Below are 17,501 nucleotides of genomic sequence, written 5' to 3'. Positions count from 1 at the left end.
TCCTGCACACCGGCGCTCTGATCGCCGGTGGTGAAAATCGAGCCGTTGCTGCTGAGCGTCATGTTGCCGCCGAGGCCGCCATTGCCGCCGGACCCGCCGCCGATGTTCATGATCCCCTGACTCAGCTCGGCGGCACCGGCGCCGCCCCCGACCGCGTGCGCCAGAATACCGACGGCGTCGTTGCCCGAGGTCATGATGGTGCCGTCGTTCTTGATATCGACGGCCATATTCCCGGTGTTGCCACCCGCGCCGCCATTGCCGCCGTGTCCCGACCAGGGGCCGGACTCGCCACCGTTACCGCCCGCGCCGCCGACGACCGAAACCCGTATCCCCATCGCGCCGACGCCACGTGTCGCGATACTGCCGGTGTTGGTGAGCGTGACGGACCCCGGCGTTCCGCCATCGCCGCCCTGAAACCCGTTACCGGTGACCCCGCCGCCGCCATCGCCGCCGTCGCCCCCGAGGCTGTAGGCGGCAATGCCCGGTGCGTTGGCCCCGTCGGTCGAGATCGCTGCACCGTTCGTGATCGTGATATTCCCGGCGTTGCCGCCGTTCGACCCTTTGACATCCGTACTATCGCTCATACGTTTCGGGCCGTTGCCGCCGACGGAGCGCGCCAGCACGCCGACTTCGCCATCGCCGTGCGCCGTCACGGTGCCATTCGCCATCGACACGGTGACATTGCCCGCATTCCCGCCCCATCCGGAGAGCACGTAGCCGCCCTCCCAGTCGTCGATCCCCAATCCCCCCTGACCACCCAGCGACTCGGCGCGAATGGCCGCGCCACCATTGTTGCCGCTGGCGCTCGCGATGACGGTGGCCCCGCCACGCACGACCACGCTGGCGTCCCCGGCGTTCCCCCCGACCCCGCCGTTCACGCCCGGTCCCCAAGGAATCGCGCTGGCCTGTCCGTTCCCGCCGATCGATTGCGCCGACAGCCCATAGCCCACGGAACTCACCGAGCCGCCATCGAGCGTCAGGCGTGCGAAATTGCCATTGCCGCCGTTGCCGTTGCCTTCACCGCGATTCCCCCACAGGCCGCCGTCGCCCCCTTTGGAGAGGACGGAGACGCCAAAACCGTTGCTGATGACGGTGCTTTGCGCGAGAACGAAGTCGACGATACGTCCGAAGCCGCCGCTGCCGCCCCAGTGGTTGCGGCCATTGACGTCGTCGCCATTACCGCCGTTGCCGCCGCTCACGTCGACGGCGACGCCGGTCGCCCCTTGCGTCGAGAGAATGTTCAGGCCAGTGAGTGTGCGCTCCACGTCAATCTGACCGGGCGCACCGTCGTAACCGTTGGAATTGTGACAACACCCGCCCGTGGCGCCGCGATAGTCGAGGAACAGCGGCCCGGACGTCTGCGCAACGGCCGGCCCGGCGAGCATGAGTCCTGCCACGCCGCATATGGCCTTGAGGCGACGTGGCGCCGCCCTTGCGGAAAACCGATCTCCCACGCTGCCCCCCGATCCGAAAGCGTATGCCCGACTCCCGGATTCGCACGCCGTGTCACGTCGATGTCGTTCGCGTTTTGTCGATCCTTGCGCAGCGTGAACCCGTTTGTGCGAAACGTAGCATCGGTTGCGGGCGTACGGCATCCCCCGAATTGAGTAAATGCAGGCCGCCTAGCCTGTTTAGGGGATGGGCGATAGGATAGCGTTGCGCTAATTTGCATGACATTGCCCTCTTCCTCATTGTCCGGACCCCTAAGCCATGCTTGCCAGCCCGCCAGTCGATGCCGAACCGGTGCTCCCCGGACCGCTGTTGCTCGTGGAAGACGATCCTGCGACGCAAACGCGCATGTGCAGCATCTTGAAATCGCTGGGCTATCGCAATGAGATGGTGTGTCTGGCGGGAAGCCTCGCGCAGGCGCGCGCGCATCTGGCCAGCACGCCGTGTGCGCTGATTCTGGTCGACGTCGGCCTGCCGGACGGCAGTGGCGTCGATCTGATCGGCGAGCTGCATGAAAGCGATCCCGCCCTTCCGATTCTGGTAATCTCCGCGTGGAGTACGGAGCAGATCATTGTGCGTGCGTTAAGGGCAGGCGCGACCGGGTATCTGCTCAAGGAGCGCGACGACGAGGAAATTGCGCTCTCGATCCGCAGCGCGCTGCGCGGGGGTGCGCCGATCGATCCTTTTGTTGCCAGGCATATTCTTAGCCTTGTCGGTGTCAGCCGACCGGCGCCACGCTCACCGGGGGCGCCGCCAGCCACCGGTCAGTCGCCAACGGCCGAGGCCGTGCCGGCATTGAGCCCGCGAGAAATCGAGATTCTCGGGCTCGTCGCCAAAGGCATGACGAACCGCGAGATTGCAGCACTGCTCAATATCTCCAGTCTCACGGTCGCATGCCATATCAAGAACATCTACAAGAAGCTCGCCGTCAACTCGCGCACGCAGGCCGTGTTCGAAGCCCGTACCTTCGGCTTGCTGCCCTGATCTACCGGATCGCCACGATGCATGCGGCGCGAGGCAAGTCACTGCTTCTGCGCTGTCTGATCACCTTTGCCTGTCTTATCGGCCTGGCCCCCGGCATCGCGGATGCACAGGGACAGACACGTCCGCCCGACAATACCGCACTGACGTTCGATCGTATCGAAGCCGTGCGCGCCACGAGCGATGGCGTTGCAGGCATGAACCCCGACGCCCTCAACTGGACTGCACCGCGTGCCCCCGACGTCGGCTGGACCGACGTCACGCTGCCCGACGTCTGGACACGTCGCTGGCCCGACTACAACGGCGTGGTCTGGTACCGGCTCACGTGGCGGGAACCGGCGCACCCGCAGCCACGCGGCCTGCTGCTGGAATACCTGAATATGGCGGGTGCGGTGTATCTGAACGATGTTCTGATCCTGCGCGACAACTCACTTGTCGAGCCACTCACGCGGGCATGGAACACGCCGAGGTACCGGATTCTGGACACGCCGGCACTGCGTCCCGGCGTCAACACGCTACTCGTGCGCGTCTCGGGGCTTGCCGCGTACAGCCCCGGACTTGGCCCGGTCGTCGGCGGAAGTCCCGATGTCGTTCACAAACGTTACGAGCGTGAACAATGGATACGGCGTGACCTGCAACTCTTCAGTCTCGCCATCACGCTGACCCTCGGCATACTCGTGTGCATGCTCTGGTTGTATCGTCGTGACGAATCGGCCTACGGCTGGTTCAGCGTGATGTCGCTCACCTGGTGGCTCTATGCCGTCAATCAGGTGGTCACCCGGCCGTGGCCATTTGCCACGAACGACGCATGGGAAATCTTCGTCTCCATCGCCTTTCTCGCTTACTGCGGCAGCTTCACGATGTACGTGTTGCGCTTTTGCGGCCGACGCATGCCGCGCATCGAAGCCTTGCTATGGACAACGTTCGGCGCCGGCGCCCTCTGGCTGATCGTCATGCCGCACGATCGTATCGAGACGTCGCGCGCGATCTGGGCCATCGTCCCCGGCGTGACGTATCTGGCGAGTTGCGTGCTGCTGTTCGTCCTCACCTGGATGGAGCGCCGGCTGGAACAGCGCATCGTCTCGATGTGTGCGTTGACCTTCGTCGTCGCAGGCACCCATGATTTTCTGGTGTACTTCGGCGTGCTCACGTCGAACGTCTATTACACGACGCAAACGTCTCAGGTGCTCATGATCGGCATGGCCATCGTGCTGGCGAGGCGCTTTGCCGAGAACTCACGCAGAATCGCGCAGTTCAACGACGAACTGCGCGTCGGTATCGATAATGCACGCGAGGAACTGGCACATACGCTCAACCGTCAGCACGAACTCGAAGTCGTCAACGCACGTCTCGCCGAGCGGCTGAATCTCGCCCACGATCTGCACGACGGACTGGGCGGCGCATTGGTGTCGAGCATCGCGGCCATCGAACATGCACCGCACACGTTGCCGCCGGCGCGCTTTCTCGGGTTACTCAAGGAGATGCGCGACGAGCTGCGTTTCGTCATCGACACGGCAGCCACGCATCAGCAAGGCGAGTTGGCGCTCGTCGAGCAGATTGCGCCATTGCGGCATCGGATCTCGGTGCTCTTCGAGACCCAGAATATCGAGTGCATCTGGCGGCTCGACGGCATCTCGCAATGCGTGCTGAGCGCCGCGCAGTCGCTGGAGCTGTTGCGCATTCTTCAGGAGACGCTGACCAATGTGCTCAAGCACGCGCGGGCAACCCGTGTCATTGTCGAACTGCGCCACGACGGCAGCCAGATCACCTTACGTGTCGAGGACAACGGTATCGGTTTCGACATGAACGGCACGCGAATGCATACCGACGCCTCGGAGACGGGGCATCTTCACGGCACCGGCCTCAACAGCATGCATCGGCGCGCACAACGATTGGGGGGCTCGCTCACACTGCGACGCGAAAACGATGCGACGGTCGTGATGGTGCAATTCGACCGCCGCTGACACGTGGCTTGTCAGCCGCCGTTTCGCCCAGGATTCAAGCGCCCCCTCGACATCAGTTCGCTCGCGAACGGCGCGCCACGGCGACAACGCAGAGAAAACCGATCACCGATACCGCCGCGATAAACAACCCGGGTGCGGCGCGGTCTTTTGTCGTACTGGTGAGCAGCGATGTCGCAAGCGGTGTGAATCCCCCGAGCAGGGCGGCCGCGATGTTGTAAGACATCGCCAACCCACTGAACCGAAGGTTCGTCGGAAACAGATCCGAAGCGAGCGCGCCGAACGTTCCGGCGACGAGCGATGCAATCAGCGCCGCCAGACCGAACACCGCATACGGATGGATCGCGCCGCTCACCAGCACGACATAGAACGGATACCCGCCGACGGCGATCAGCAGCGCCCCCGTCATATAGATCCACGATTTCCCGACGACATCACTCAGCCAGCCGAAGACCACGATAAAGACCGACATCGTGGCGATGGCCAGCATCACGAGCTTGCTCGCCGCGTCGGGAGTGAACGCTGCCACTTGCGTGAGATAAGGAACCATCGCCACCGTCAGCAGCGCAATGAGCGCCTGATTGAGGCCGACGATGCCGATCGCCGCCACCACTTGCGGCCAATGACGTTGCAGGACTTCAATCGCAGGGAGCTTCGTGCGCTTCTGATGCTTGATCGCCATGAACAGCGCCGTCTCGCGCAGATCACGGCGCATCAACGCCCCGAGCGCCCCAAGCCCACCGCCGATGAGAAAGGCGATGCGCCATCCGTACGTCGACATATCCGCCTCGGCTAACGTCGCATGCAATCCGATGCTCACGAGCGTCGCGAGCAGGCTCCCCGAGTTCACACACGAGAACATCACCCCGCACGCCAGCCCGCTGCGCGAGGGCGCCGACTCGACGACATAGGCGATGGCGCCGGGCAACTCGCCACCGATACAGGCCCCCTGGACAAATCGCAGTGCGACGAACGCAATGCTCGCCGTCAAACCGATCGATTGATAACTGGGCATGAGCGCCATACCGGCAGTGGTCAGCGTCATCAGGACGAGCGATATCTGGAATGCCGCCCGGCGACCGAACCTGTCGCCGATGTGGCTGAGTACCAACCCGCCAAGCGGTCTGGCGAGGTATCCCACCGCGAAGGCGGCGAATGTCGCCATCATCGACGTGGCGCCGTTTCCTGTCGGGAAAAACGCCTTAGCGACATAGGGCGCGAAAATGCCGTAGACGATGAAGTCGTAGAACTCCAGCCCGCCACCTACGCTGGCGAGAAAGATCGTGCGCCAGTCGACCTGCTTTCCCGCCTCAGCCGCATTGCTTCTTTCGCTATCCTGCGATGCATCCGCTACCCAGTGATTTGCGCTCATCGGGCGCCTCCTGTCCGTGTCTTCGTGCGCGCTCGCAAGCGCTTATCAGTCTCTTGCCCGGGCTGGGGCGCATCACATCGATTGCGACGCCTTCAGCACTGCCTTCAGCCGATTCTCACGGCGCTGGGCGCTGGCATCTTTCAGCCGCTCCACGACGGCCCGCGGCGCGACTTCCGGCGTGCCTGCGTTAAAGGGCGGTTCAGGGTCGTACTCCAGAAGCAACTGGATGCCTTGCGCGACCGTCTCGCCGACCAACTCGCCAACCACTTTCAAGGCCATATCGATCCCTGCGGTCACGCCGCCGGACGTAAAGAAACGACCGTCGATCGTCATTCGCTGGCGACTGGGAATCGCGCCGAAGTGCGTCAGAAACTCCACCGCCTGCCAATGGCAACTGGCATGAACGCCCTTCAGGCATCCCGCGGCGCCCAGCAGGAGCGAGCCGGTGCAGATGCCGAACACATAGTCGCTATGCGCCGCCTGCTCGCGAATGAACGTCACGATCTTCGGATTCAGCATGGCGTGATCGACGCCCGGGCCGCCCGGAACGACGAGCAAGTTGTACTGAGGCGCGTGAGAAAAATCCGTCGTCGGCATGAACTGAAACCCACGCCCGCACGTCACCGGCGACAAGTCTTCGCCGACAAGATCGACCGTCCAGCCGGGCACGGCACTCAGCACTTCAAGCGGGCCGGTCATATCCAGTTGGGTCATGCCAGGGAACATCACTACGCCGACACAGAACGGTGCATCCGTCATAACATCAAGCCTCACATCGGAAATGGATGCCCTGATTCTAGGAGGCGAGAAATGGAAAAAAACACAAACACCCCACCTTTCCCGTCACCCCTGCCACGTCGCATCGTTTTCGTCGTGTACGACGGATATCAGCCGCTCGACCTGACCGGTCCCATGCAGGTTTTTGCGCTCGCGAACCGGGACTCGCCCGCCCCGCCTTATGTGCTGACAACGGTGGCGGCCCGGCCCGGGCGTGTCCGGGCCAGTGCCGGCCCGGATATCTTTGTGGAGGAAGGTCTGGAAGCCATCTCGGCGGCGGATACGATCCTGATCCCGGGCGGCCCCGGTGTCGATGCGGCATGTGGCGATCCCACACTCACCAACGCCATCGCCAACGCGCGCAACAAGGTGCGAAGGATTTGCTCGGTTTGCACGGGCGCGTTTCTGCTCGCCGCAGCCGGGGTTCTCGATGGGCGTCGCGCGACCACGCATTGGGGACGATGCGACGCCTTGCAGGCCGCCTATCCGAACATCACCGTCGAGACGACGCCGATTTTCGTGAACGACGGCAACGTGTGGACGTCTGCCGGTGTGACCGCGGGCATCGACCTGGCGCTGGCATTGGTGGAGAGCGACGTCGGCTACCCGGTCGCCGCAGCCATCGCCAGAAAGTTGGTGGTGTACCTGCGACGGCCCGGCGGTCAGGCGCAATTCAGCGAAACGTTGTTGATGCAGGAAAGCGCGGGGGACACGGCATTCTCGTCGCTGATGACCAAGGTGGCCGCCAGCCTGCACAAGCGCTGGGGCGTAGAGGAGCTTGCGGCCGAAATGGGCCAGACGCCGCAGACCTTTCAACGACGTTTCCGTCTCGCGATGGGCTGCTCGCCTTATGCCGCCGTGCAGGAAGTCCGGATATCCCGAGCCCGCCTGATGCTGGAGACGACGACCAGCGGCCTCATGCTGATTGCCGATCGCTGTGGCTTCACGTCGGAGGAACAGATGCGCCGCCTGTTCCAGCGCAAGTTCGGCCTGCCCCCCAAGGCGTTTCGCAGCCATTTCGGACGTCAGCAGGACGACGCTTAAGCGCGCTCAATTTGGCGTGATCGGATTTGTGAGCCCTATCCATCGCACCTAAACTTTGAACATGTACAGCGCCGATACGTTTTCGTTCTCTCCCAACCTGCTGACGAGACTCGGATTGCCGAGCATCGAGGACCTGTGTACCTACGCGGGCATCGCGGTGGCGACGACGTTCGATACGAGCGACTTTTTCCGCCTCTGGGAAGCCGCCGACGACGTGCTGGAAGATCGTGCCGCGGGCCTGCATTTCGGAGTCAAGAGTATCGAAGGCGGCTACGCCACGGGCTCCATGGTCGCGCTGCACGCGCCGTGCTTTCGAAGTGCACTCGCCAACCTCGCCCGATACAAGCGCCTGACCTGCCCCGAACGCGTCGAGGTGGAAGTGTCGGGGAACGAAGTGCGAGTGCACTATCACTGGCTACAGGCCACCCGCTCGGTGCCGCGATTGCTGGTGGATACGACGATGGCGGCCCTTCGCGAACTCGCACGACGGGGCACGGCGGGTGGCATCGCGCCCATTCGCCTGGCTCTGGCTCGGGCGCCCTCGGACCAACGTCTGCTCGCGCGCCACTTTGGCTGCCCCATCGACTTTCGGGCGACGCACGATTTCATGGTGTTCGAACGGTCCGCGCTCGACATGCCATTCGTCACTGCGAACGACGGTGCGTTTCATCGTTTGATCGACGGTCTGGAAAAGCAGTTGCGCACTGGCGGACAAGACTCGTCATTAGTGGCCGACGTACGCGTTGCCATCGCGCGACAACTCAGTGAGGGGCGCACGCCGAGCCTCACTGCGGTCGCCGGCCGGTTGCTGGTCAGCAGTCGCACGATGCAACGTCGTCTCGACGAATCGAATACCAGTTTCCAGGCGCAATTGGGCGACGTCAGGCGAACGACCGCACGCCGCCTGCTGCTCAACACAGAACTCGACCCGGTGGCGATCGCCATGCTGCTCGGCTTCGTGGAGCCTAATTCGTTCCTGCGTGCCTTCCGGGTGTGGGAGCAAACCACGCCACTACGCTGGCGCGATCGTCATACCCGTTCACAAGGATCCCTCTGATGTCCCAGCAGCGCGTACTCGTCACCGGCGGTTCAGGCTTCATCGCCGGACACTGCATTCTCCAACTTCTGGCGCAGGGCTATCGGGTCCGCGCCACCCTTCGGTCGCTGGACAAGGAAGCGGCAGTGCGTGCTACGCTGCGCGCCCGGGGCATGCTGCACGAAGACAATCTGCACTTCGTGGCCGCCGACCTGCTTCGCGACGAGGGATGGGCGAGCGCCGCCACCGACATCGATTTCGTGTTGCATATCGCCTCGCCCGTGCAACCCGGGCACGTTGAGAACGAAGACGACGTGATCGTCCCGGCATGCGAGGGCACCCTACGCGTGTTGAAAGCCGCCCGCGATGCGGGCGTCAGGCGCGTTGTGCTGACGTCGGCATTCCACGCCGTCAGTTGGGGACACCCGCATACAAACCGCGCCTTCACCGAACTGGACTGGACGCGCCTGAATGGCCCGGGCGTTGACGCCTACGGGAAGAGCAAGACGCTTGCCGAGCGCGCCGCATGGGACTTCATCGAGCAAGAAGGCGGGGCACTCCAGCTCGTCACCATGCTGCCGGTCGCCGTGATGGGGCCGATGGTGGGCAAAGAGATCTCCGGCGCCAATCACATCATTCAGATGATGCTTGAACGCGAGATGCCGGCGCTGCCCGACATCTACATCCCGATCGTGGATGTGCGTGACGTCGCCCGTGCTCACCTGTTGGCCGCGGTGTCCCCTAACGCGGCAGGTGAACGCTTTCTTCTCTCCAACGGTCCAGCGCTCGCGTTGAAGGATATCGCCGCGACCATCAAGGCCTCGCTCGGCAGCGCCGCCAGCCGCGTTCCGACCCGCACCCTCCCGAGCTTCATCATCCGGATCGGCGCGCGCTTCTCGAATCGATTCCAGGCCTTTGTTCACGACCTTGGATACGCGAAGCAGACCTCGAACGAAAAAGCGCGGCGAATGCTGGGATGGACGCCACGCGAACCTCGCGAAGCCATCATTGCCGCAGCACGTAGCATCGTGGCAAGCGGCAACGCCGGGCAGTAGGTTGCCTGCCACAAAGCCGGCGGCGGCACGATGTGCCGCGGACTCATTGGAACGGCACAGTCCGAACGAAATCGATAAACGCCTTGAGTGGCGCCGGCACCAGTTGCCGGCCCGAGTAATAGAGAAATGGCCCCGAGAAGGATTGCCACCACGATTCCAGAATCGGTTCAAGCGCGCCGGTCGTGAAATGAGGGCGTAGCCAATCCTCAAATAGATAGATAACGCCAGTTCCGGCGACTGCCGCATCGACAGCCAGATCCACGGCACCGCCCACATGGACGATGAGCGGACCATCGGGATCGACCACAATCACCTTGCCATTGCGCTCAAATTCCCATGGGTAGATGGTCCCGCTGCTGAAACGGCCACGGATGCAGGCGTGATTCAGGAGTTCCTTCGGATGTTTTGGACGACCGCGTCGATCCAGATAGGCGGGTGCTGCTGCGGCGGCCAGACGCTGTACGCGTGGACCTATCGGAACCGCGATCATGTCCTGCTCCAACCGTTCCTCATAGCGGATGCCGGCATCGCAACCGGCAGCAATCACATCGACGAAACTCTCGTCGGTTATCACTTCAACGCGAACATCCGGGTAGGCGGCAAGAAAGGCCGGAAGCATTGAGGGCAAGACCAGTTTCGCAGCACTGACCGGCACATTCAGTCGCAGCGTGCCCATCGGTCGGCTACGGAACTGGTTGACCACATCAATGGCAGCCTCCACCTCATCCAACGCCGGCGTCAATCTTTCCAGCAAACGTTGGCCCGCTTCGGTGGGCATCACGCTACGCGTGGTGCGATTGAGCAAACGGACACCAAGTTGCGATTCCAGGCGACGCACGGCCTCACTCAAGCTGGAAGCACTGCTTCCGCTAAGACGCGCACCATCTCTGAATCCCTTTGCCCGCGCAACAGCCGCGAATGCATTCAAGTCGTTCAGGTCAATTTTCATTGTTCGGAAATCCGCACAGCCCGTCCAGGTTATGTGGAATTGTCGCACAAGAGATTCGGCCCTACATTACCTGCACGTCTTTGGAGAACACACATGCCCAACATCGAAAAATCCGGTTCATACCCACTCGGTAGTCGCCACGTCCATCGCCTTGGCTACGGTGCCATGCAACTAGCCGGCGCCGGCGTCTTTGGCCCACCGAAGGATCGTCACGCGGCCGTGGCCGTGTTGCAGGAAGCTGTCGAACTCGGGGTCAACCATATCGACACCAGCGACTTCTATGGGCCGCACATCACCAATCAGATCATCCAGCAAGCACTGCACCCGTATCGCAACGATCTGACGATCGTGACCAAGATTGGTGCGAAGCGTGGTTCTGATGGCGCATGGCTGCCGGCAATGTCGAGGGACGAGCTAACGCAGGCCGTGCATGACAACCTGCGCAATCTTGGCGTGGATGTTCTGGATGTCGTCAACCTGCGCTGCATGTTCAGCGTGCATGGCCCGGCGGAAGGCTCTATCGAAGCGCAACTGACGGTGCTGGCCGAACTACAGCAACGCGGCTTGATTCGTCATATCGGCCTGAGCAGCGTCACCAGCGCGCAGATAAAGGAGGGACAACGTATCTGCCCGATCGTTTGTGTGCAAAATCAATACAACCTTGCTCATCGGGATGACGACGCATTGATCGACGTGTTAGCGCACGAAAAAATCGCCTATGTACCGTTCTTTCCACTGGGCGGCTTCTCGCCACTGCAGTCGACCACGCTGTCCGAGGTAGCGGCACGATTGCAAGCCACACCGATGCAGGTTGCGTTAGCGTGGCTACTGCGCCGATCCCCCAACATTCTGCTGATTCCGGGTACGTCCTCGGTAACACACTTGCGGGAAAACATGGCAGCCGCAGAACTCGTATTGCCCGATGACGCCATCGCAGCACTTGATGGCATGGTGGATTCAACGCACTAAGGTCAATATGCGGCAGGACGCCCCCACGCCTCCGGGGGCGCCCGAAGCCCTTAAGCCGGACAAGCAACCTCTACATTTCCCACGGCCCCACCTCGTCAGCCGTGATTCCGTAGCGTTCGAGCACCTCTTGATGACATTCGGGCTTCACCGCCCTGACTGCGGCCGCGACGATATGATCTCGATCAACCTCAAAGTATCCTCGCAGACGTGCGCGAGTGTCGCTCCGCCCGAAACCATCGGTCCCAAGCACCGTATATGGCGCACGGATATAGGACGCGATGAGCTGCGGGTAGGCCCGGACGTAGTCCGTCGCCGCAATGATCGGCACATCGCCGGCCAGGCAAGTATCGACATATGACTGGCGCTTCGACTCGCCGCTGAACAAGCCCAACCGTTCGCACTCACGCGCGTCGCGAGCCAGCTCGGAGAAGCTGGTCACACTCCAGATTTCCACGCCGATCCCCCACTGCTCGGCCAGCACTTCACCTGCGGCAATGACTTCACGTAAGATTGCGCCCGCCCCCAGCAGTCTCACGCGCTTGCCTGCAACGTCATTTTTCGGAGACAGTTCCCGGAAGCGATACATGCCCTTGATAACCGCCTCGTGCTGATCGTCCGCCAGTGGCGCCTGAGGATAATTCTCGTTGCCGACGGTGATGTAGTAGAACTCGTCTGCCTGCTCTTCCATCATGCGCCTGGCGCCGTAATGGACGATCACCGCAGCCTCGCCAGCGAACGCTGGATCATAGGCGCGGCAGTTAGGCACCGTCGCCGCCACGACATGGCTTGTGCCGTCCTGGTGCTGCAACCCTTCGCCGGCAAGCGTCGTTTTGCCTGACGTTGCGCCAATGAGAAAGCCTCTCGCACGTTGATCGGCAGCCGCCCAGATCAGATCTCCCACACGCTGGAAACCAAACATCGAGTAGTAGATGTAGAACGGCAGCATGGGCACACCGTTGACGCTGTAAGACGTCGCCGCAGCCGTCCATGACGCAATGGCACCGGCCTCGGTAATCCCCTCCTCCAGCAACTGCCCGTCGACCGCTTCCTTGTAAAACAGCATGGAGCCTGCGTCTTCCGGCTCGTACATCTGACCGACAGGCGAGTAAATCCCGATCTGACGAAACAGACTCGCCATGCCGAAAGTGCGCGCCTCGTCAGCAACAATCGGGACAACGCGAGGTCCGATCGTCTTGTCTTTGATCAGATTAGTGAACAACCGCACGAGGCAAGTCGTAGTGGATGTCTCACGCTCGTCCCCCGTCAATGCAAACTTCCCGAATGCATCCAGCGACGGCACCACAACAGGCTCAGCCTCGCGGGCGCGTTGCGGCAGATAGCCCCCCAGCGACGCTCGACGCGCATGCAGGTACGCAAATTCCGGCGTCGATTCGGCGGGGCAATAGAAGCGCATTTCACCGACGGCCTGATCGTCCAGCGGAATGGAAAAGCGATCGCGAAAGGCGTACAGCGCATCGACGTCCAGCTTCTTCTGTTGGTGAGCCGTCATCCGGGACTCGCCGGCATCCCCCATCCCGAATCCCTTCTTCGTCTTTGCGAGAACAACGGTTGGCCGGCCTTTATGCTCAGTCGCGGCTTTGTATGCAGCGTAAAGCTTCTTGAAATCGTGGCCGCCACGGCGCAATCCGTCGATTTCCGCGGTCGTCAATTCACTCACCAGCGCCTTGAGTTCGGGATCCGTGTCGAAGAAGTGCGACAAGTTGTACTCGCCGTCCTTCGCGCCGAGTGTCTGATACTCCCCATCCACCATCGTCGAGAAGCGGCGCAACAGCGCATAGTTCTTGTCGCGCGCAAACAGCGCATCCCACTCCGATCCCCAGATCACCTTGATGACGTTCCATCCGGCGCCCGAGAACAGCGCCTCCAGTTCGTTGATGACCTGGCCATTGCCGCGAACAGGGCCATCGAGCCGTTGCAGGTTGCAGTTGATGATGAAGGTCAGATTGTCGAGTTTTTCGCGGGCGGCGAGCGGGAGTGCCGCAATGGATTCCGGCTCGTCCATTTCGCCATCACCGAAAACGCCCCACACTCTACGGGTGCCGGTATCGGAAATCTTGCGGTTTTCGAGGTAGCGCAAGAAGCGCGCCTGATAAATAGCGCTGATGGGACCAATGCCCATCGACCCCGTGGGGAATTGCCAAAAATCGGGCATCAACCAGGGATGCGGGTACGAGCACAGCCCCTGCTTGCCGACTTCCTGGCGATAGTTCGCCAACGCGCTCTCGCTTAAACGCCCCTCCAGATAGGCGCGCGCATAGACGCCCGGCGCGGAGTGCGGCTGGAAGTACACGAGATCCCCCTTGCCCTGCGGCCCGTCGGCATGGAAAAAATGATTGAACCCAACCTCGAACAACTCTGCCGCCGACGCGTAGCTTGCAATGTGCCCGCCCAGTTCGCCGTACGACTTGTTTGCACGCACCACCATGGCCAGCGCATTCCATCGCATGATGGACGTGAGCCGCTGCTCCAGCGCCAAGTCACCGGGATAGCGCGGCTGCTCGTCCGCAGAAATCGTATTTTGATAGGCCGAGTACGGTGCGCTACCCCGCTGGATCTTGAGGTTTCTTGCATGAGCTTCAAGTTTATCCAGCAAAAATCTGGCACGCTCCGGACCGCCGTACTTCAGCACGGAATCGAGTGAGTCCAACCACTCACGGGTCTCCTGTTCGTCTTCGTCATGGGGTTGTCGCGCTTCAGCCGCTTGATGACTCATTTGTCTCTCTCAATATTGAAGGATGCCGGCGTGTTGTCGCCCGATCGCATCGGGCAATCCCGCGTTGACCGGCTTGATTGAAGTCCGGTCGAAGGAAATCAAATCGACGGAAGCAGCATGTCCTGCAGTCCATGACCGCTACGCACCATCGGCCAGACATCCGCCGCCGGATCGACATGAAAATCTATGAAGACGGTGCGATCCTTCATCGCGATCGCCTCGCGAATCGCGCCCTCCACGTCGGCGCGTCGGTCAACCCTGAACCCGATGTGCCCGTAAGCACGGGCCAACGCGGCAAAATCGGGAAGCGCTTCCATGTAGGAGTGTGAGCGGCGTTTCTCGTACTCCACATCCTGAAGTTGCTTGACCATGCCAAGATGACCGTTATTCAGCGAGGCAATCTTGATAGGAAGATCGTATTGACGACAGGTAGAAAGTTCCTGAATGCACATCTGTATGGATCCGTCGCCTGTCACCGTGAACACGTCCTCATCGGGAAATGCGCGTTTCACCCCCATCGCGAACGGAAGACCGACGCCCATGGTCCCCAATCCACCGGAATTCACCCATCGCCGCGGTCGATCGAAACCGAAGTACTGTGCCGTCCACATCTGGTGTTGCCCGACGTCGGCGCAGACGAATGCATTGCCTCCGGTGAGCGAAAAAATCGTCTCGATAACGAACTGTGGCTTGATGATGTCGCCGGTGTCGGCGTAAGCGAGACACTGTCGAGCACGCCACGTCGCGATTTGTGCCCACCAGCTGTCGCGCGATGCATTCGCGGCGCCGTCATGCCGCAGCACTCGGTTCAGCTCTGCAACGACACACCGCGCGTCTCCCACAATCGGCACCGTAGGACGCACCCGTTTCGCGATAGACGCGGGATCGATATCGATGTGAATGATCTCGCGTGAGCGTGAGCAGAAATCGTCGACGTTGCCGATGACCCGATCGTCGAAACGTGCACCGATGGCGATCACCACGTCGCAGGCCTGCATCGCCTGATTCGCCTCATAGGTGCCGTGCATTCCGGGCATGCCGATGAAACGGGAATCCGATGCAGGAAATGCGCCGAGTCCCATCAACGTGCTGGTAACGGGCGCATCGAGCAGCGAGGCGAGTTCGATGACCTCACTTGCCGACTCGGATGCGATGACCCCGCCCCCTGTGTAGATCAGCGGCGCCCTGGCCTCGCGCAACAGCCTCGCAGCCTGACGAATATGCCCGGAATGCCCATCCGACGCGGGCCGATAGGAGCGCAACGCCAACCGGTCGGGATAGTGAAACTCACCGATGGCCGCTGCGACGTCCTTCGGTACGTCCACATGCACCGGGCCTGGGCGTCCCGTCCTGGCAATATGAAATGCCTTCTTCATCGTCGCCGGGATATCCTCGACTCGACGAACGAGAAAACTGTGTTTGACGACAGATCTCGTAATGCCAACGGCGTCGCACTCCTGAAAGGCATCTTGCCCAATCACCGAGAGCGGCACATTGCCCGAGATGACAACCAGCGCAATGGAATCGAAATAGGCCGTCGCAATTCCCGTAACGGCGTTCGTGACCCCTGGGCCCGACGTCACTAAAGCGACGCCAACCTTGCCAGTCGCCCGGGCGTATCCATCCGCAGCGTGAACGGCTGCTTGCTCGTGACGCACGAGAATATGCTCGATCTTTTCTTGCTGCCCCAGCGCGTCATAGAACGGCAGGACTGCGCCACCGGGATAGCCCCAGATCGTATCGACGTCTTCCCTCGCAAGCGCTTCGAGCACCATCCTCGCACCGCTTATCCTGGTAAGGCGGGCCTGTTCGCACGCACCTGCCGTGTACGCTGATTTCACGACTTCAGTCTTCATGATGACAGGCAAGTGTCGTTCATCGGCAACCTGATGTCCGCCAGGAATTTCCGGGCACGTGGGCTTTCCGGAGATCGGAAGAAGCGACTTGGCTCTGCGCGCTCGACAATGCAGCCCTGATCCATGAAGAGGATGCGATCGGAAACTTCTCGCGCGAAAGACATCTCGTGCGTCACGCAAACCATCGTCATTCCATCTTTGGCCAACCCCTTCATGACCTGAAGCACTTCGTTGACCATCTCGGGATCAAGCGCGGATGTCGGCTCATCAAACAACATGACGGGAGGACGCATCGCCAGCGCGCGTGCAATCGCCACGCGCTGCTGCTGCCCGCCCGAGAGTTGCGAGGGATACGACGCCGCTTTGCTTGGCAAGCCGACGCGTTCGAGCAGACTCATGGCGAACGCAACGGCGTCTTTCCTGCTCTGCCGACGCAGACGCATCGGGGCCATGATGCAGTTTTCCAGCACACTCAGGTGCGGGAAAAGATTGAACTGCTGAAACACGAAACCGATGTTGCTACGCAATGCATTCACGTCGATGCCACGCTCATAGATGTTTTTTCCATCGACGTGAATCGAGCCGGACTGGATCATCTCGAGGCGGTTCAACGTCCGGATCAGTGTCGATTTTCCAGAGCCCGACGGGCCGCAAATCACCACAACCTCGCCTTTGGAAATCACTTCGCTCACGTCGACAAGGGCGTGATAATCGCCGTACCACTTGTTGACACTCTCAATCTTGATCATCTTTAGACCTTTGACGAAGCGGTGCGAATCGCGAGCCGCTTTTCCAGTGTGAATGCCGAGCGGGTCAACGCGAAGCACATGAGGAAGTAGCTGATTCCCAGAATCAGATAGACCTCGACAGATTTCGACACGACCTGCGCAGATATCTGACTTGCGATGAATGACAGCTCCGGCAGGCTGATGATGTAGCCGAGGGAGGTTTCCTTTATCGTCGACACCAACTGATTCAGCAGTGACGGAAGCATGTTGCGCAGCGCCTGTGGAAGGATGATTTTGAGCATCGCGTCCATGTAGCTGAATCCTAGCGACCTGGCGCTTTCCATTTGCCCGCGCGGCAAGCCCTGAATCCCCGCCCGTACGATTTCTGCGAGATATGCGCCGTCGAAGATGACAAGCGAGACAAGCATCGTGCTGAATTGGTCCGTGCGATGGCCCGTCACCGACGGCAGCAGAAAATACGCCCAGAAGATCACCATCAGCAATGGCGTTCCCCTCACGGCAAAGACCAGGGCGGTGACGGGCACCCGCAGCACTGCGAACGGGCTCGTGCGGCACAGCCCGAAAATCAC

The 17,501-nt window shown here is 61.4% G+C and carries 13 protein-coding genes and 1 pseudogene; 6 read left to right on the top strand and 8 right to left on the bottom strand.

The window, feature by feature from the left end:
• A pseudogene (locus A9762_RS24810) lies at positions 1–1,397 on the bottom strand (autotransporter outer membrane beta-barrel domain-containing protein); the annotation flags it as partial.
• A gap of 313 nt (positions 1,398–1,710) precedes the next feature.
• Between A9762_RS24810 and A9762_RS24805 the strand changes: the two are divergent.
• Complete coding sequence (locus tag A9762_RS24805; RefSeq protein WP_069344652.1) at positions 1,711–2,433, top strand: response regulator transcription factor; 723 nt, start codon at positions 1,711–1,713, stop codon at positions 2,431–2,433.
• A gap of 17 nt (positions 2,434–2,450) precedes the next feature.
• Positions 2,451–4,394, top strand: coding sequence for an ATP-binding protein (locus A9762_RS24800; protein ID WP_170836318.1), 1,944 nt, complete (start codon positions 2,451–2,453; stop codon positions 4,392–4,394).
• Positions 4,395–4,446: 52 nt separating this feature from the next.
• On the opposite strand, the gene A9762_RS24795 is transcribed toward A9762_RS24800, so the two are convergent.
• Positions 4,447–5,763, bottom strand: coding sequence for an MFS transporter (locus A9762_RS24795; RefSeq protein ID WP_083254272.1), 1,317 nt, complete (start codon positions 5,761–5,763; stop codon positions 4,447–4,449).
• A 72-nt stretch (positions 5,764–5,835) separates the two neighbouring features.
• Entirely contained in the window at positions 5,836–6,489 is a 654-nt protein-coding gene (locus A9762_RS24790; protein WP_256388789.1) for a DJ-1/PfpI family protein, read from the bottom strand.
• An 84-nt stretch (positions 6,490–6,573) separates the two neighbouring features.
• Between A9762_RS24790 and A9762_RS24785 the strand changes: the two genes are divergently transcribed.
• The 3 genes from A9762_RS24785 to A9762_RS24775 all read left to right on the top strand — a co-directional run bounded on the left by A9762_RS24785 (position 6,574) and on the right by A9762_RS24775 (position 9,675).
• On the top strand, positions 6,574–7,584 hold the full coding sequence (locus A9762_RS24785; RefSeq protein ID WP_069344649.1) for a GlxA family transcriptional regulator: 1,011 nt from the start codon (positions 6,574–6,576) through the stop codon (positions 7,582–7,584).
• Positions 7,585–7,699: 115 nt separating this feature from the next.
• Complete coding sequence (locus tag A9762_RS24780) at positions 7,700–8,641, top strand: AraC family transcriptional regulator (protein ID WP_170836317.1); 942 nt, start codon at positions 7,700–7,702, stop codon at positions 8,639–8,641.
• On the top strand, positions 8,641–9,675 hold the full coding sequence (locus tag A9762_RS24775; RefSeq protein WP_069344647.1) for an aldehyde reductase: 1,035 nt from the start codon (positions 8,641–8,643) through the stop codon (positions 9,673–9,675). The genes A9762_RS24780 and A9762_RS24775 overlap by 1 nt, the downstream gene beginning before the upstream one ends.
• 43 nt (positions 9,676–9,718) lie before the next feature.
• On the opposite strand, the gene A9762_RS24770 is transcribed toward A9762_RS24775, so the two are convergent.
• Positions 9,719–10,624 carry a LysR family transcriptional regulator gene (locus A9762_RS24770; protein ID WP_069344646.1) on the bottom strand — a complete coding sequence of 302 codons (906 nt, stop codon included), beginning with the start codon at positions 10,622–10,624 and terminating at the stop codon, positions 9,719–9,721.
• 93 nt (positions 10,625–10,717) lie between these two features.
• On the opposite strand from A9762_RS24770, the gene A9762_RS24765 reads away from it, so the two are divergent.
• Complete coding sequence (locus A9762_RS24765) at positions 10,718–11,593, top strand: aldo/keto reductase family oxidoreductase (RefSeq protein WP_069344645.1); 876 nt, start codon at positions 10,718–10,720, stop codon at positions 11,591–11,593.
• Positions 11,594–11,663: 70 nt separating this feature from the next.
• On the opposite strand, the gene mdeB is transcribed toward A9762_RS24765, so the two are convergent.
• The 4 genes from mdeB to A9762_RS24745 form a co-directional block, all read right to left on the bottom strand.
• Entirely contained in the window at positions 11,664–14,327 is a 2,664-nt protein-coding gene (gene mdeB, locus A9762_RS24760; RefSeq protein ID WP_069344644.1) for an alpha-ketoglutarate dehydrogenase, read from the bottom strand.
• 98 nt (positions 14,328–14,425) lie between these two features.
• The gene (ilvB, locus tag A9762_RS24755) at positions 14,426–16,183 is read right to left on the bottom strand and encodes a biosynthetic-type acetolactate synthase large subunit (protein WP_083254271.1); all 1,758 of its coding nucleotides are present in this window, start codon (positions 16,181–16,183) and stop codon (positions 14,426–14,428) included.
• The gene (locus A9762_RS24750; RefSeq protein ID WP_069342549.1) at positions 16,180–16,932 is read right to left on the bottom strand and encodes an amino acid ABC transporter ATP-binding protein; all 753 of its coding nucleotides are present in this window, start codon (positions 16,930–16,932) and stop codon (positions 16,180–16,182) included. The genes ilvB and A9762_RS24750 overlap by 4 nt, the downstream gene beginning before the upstream one ends.
• Before the next feature lie 2 nt (positions 16,933–16,934).
• Positions 16,935–17,501 (bottom strand): amino acid ABC transporter permease (locus A9762_RS24745; protein WP_069344643.1); only part of this gene is annotated, 567 nt, incomplete at its 5' end.

The sequence above is a fragment of the Pandoraea sp. ISTKB genome (assembly GCF_001721285.1).
In the GTDB taxonomy this organism is placed as follows: domain Bacteria; phylum Pseudomonadota; class Gammaproteobacteria; order Burkholderiales; family Burkholderiaceae; genus Pandoraea; species Pandoraea capi.
This window is presented reverse-complemented; position numbering and strand designations above follow the sequence as displayed.

Bases quoted from the DNA above. Each gene is read 5' to 3' on its own strand.
- A9762_RS24765 (WP_069344645.1), top strand. From the start codon at position 10,718: ATGCCCAACATCGAAAAATCCGGTTCATACCCACTCGGTAGTCGCCAC.
- A9762_RS24805 (WP_069344652.1), top strand. From the start codon at position 1,711: ATGCTTGCCAGCCCGCCAGTCGATGCCGAACCGGTGCTCCCCGGACCG.
- A9762_RS24790 (WP_256388789.1), bottom strand. From the start codon at position 6,489: ATGTTCCCTGGCATGACCCAACTGGATATGACCGGCCCGCTTGAAGTG.
- A9762_RS24785 (WP_069344649.1), top strand. From the start codon at position 6,574: ATGGAAAAAAACACAAACACCCCACCTTTCCCGTCACCCCTGCCACGT.
- A9762_RS24795 (WP_083254272.1), bottom strand. From the start codon at position 5,763: ATGAGCGCAAATCACTGGGTAGCGGATGCATCGCAGGATAGCGAAAGA.
- A9762_RS24770 (WP_069344646.1), bottom strand. From the start codon at position 10,624: ATGAAAATTGACCTGAACGACTTGAATGCATTCGCGGCTGTTGCGCGG.
- ilvB (WP_083254271.1), bottom strand. From the start codon at position 16,183: ATGAAGACTGAAGTCGTGAAATCAGCGTACACGGCAGGTGCGTGCGAA.
- A9762_RS24775 (WP_069344647.1), top strand. From the start codon at position 8,641: ATGTCCCAGCAGCGCGTACTCGTCACCGGCGGTTCAGGCTTCATCGCC.
- mdeB (WP_069344644.1), bottom strand. From the start codon at position 14,327: ATGAGTCATCAAGCGGCTGAAGCGCGACAACCCCATGACGAAGACGAA.
- A9762_RS24800 (WP_170836318.1), top strand. From the start codon at position 2,451: ATGCATGCGGCGCGAGGCAAGTCACTGCTTCTGCGCTGTCTGATCACC.
- A9762_RS24750 (WP_069342549.1), bottom strand. From the start codon at position 16,932: ATGATCAAGATTGAGAGTGTCAACAAGTGGTACGGCGATTATCACGCC.